The sequence below is a fragment of the Pedobacter sp. 05L430 genome (assembly GCF_056397585.1).
On the sequence record NZ_JBFTNT010000653.1, the window covers coordinates 1 to 394 of the forward strand.

Genomic DNA, 394 nt, shown 5'->3' on the forward strand with positions numbered 1-394 from the left:
ACAGAATGCTTGAGCGCAATGTATCTTTAGTTGAACGATTATCAGGTTTTTTATTAAATTATGTTGGAGCTTCCTTATTTAGAGATTTATGCCGAAATTTTCGATAGAAGGTTTAAAAATAGAGTATTGCAAAAGGTAGATATTCCGAGGGAAAAATGCATAAATTTTTTAATTGGAGCATTCAGTACCAGATGCTTATGGTTTCGTTTTACATTGGCAGACAGCAAATTTTGGAAGAATCTATGCTGCATACGGTGGGTTGTTAGCGTATAGGCGCTATTTAGATGTAAAAAAAATGCGGAATTATGTAAATTTATATTTGCATAATTATATAGGTTTGTTTAATCATGAAAAGTAAAGCTATCTTTCTGTTAGTGATATTTTTGCTCAATAC

1 protein-coding gene is annotated in these 394 nt (G+C 31.2%); it reads left to right on the forward strand.

Annotated elements, in window-relative coordinates:
• Window positions 1-172: 172 nt before the first annotated feature.
• Window positions 173-358, forward strand: coding sequence for a YnfA family protein (locus tag AC1DG9_RS27815; RefSeq protein WP_172659940.1), 186 nt, complete (start codon window positions 173-175; stop codon window positions 356-358).
• The last annotated feature ends 36 nt before the right edge of the window (window positions 359-394 follow it).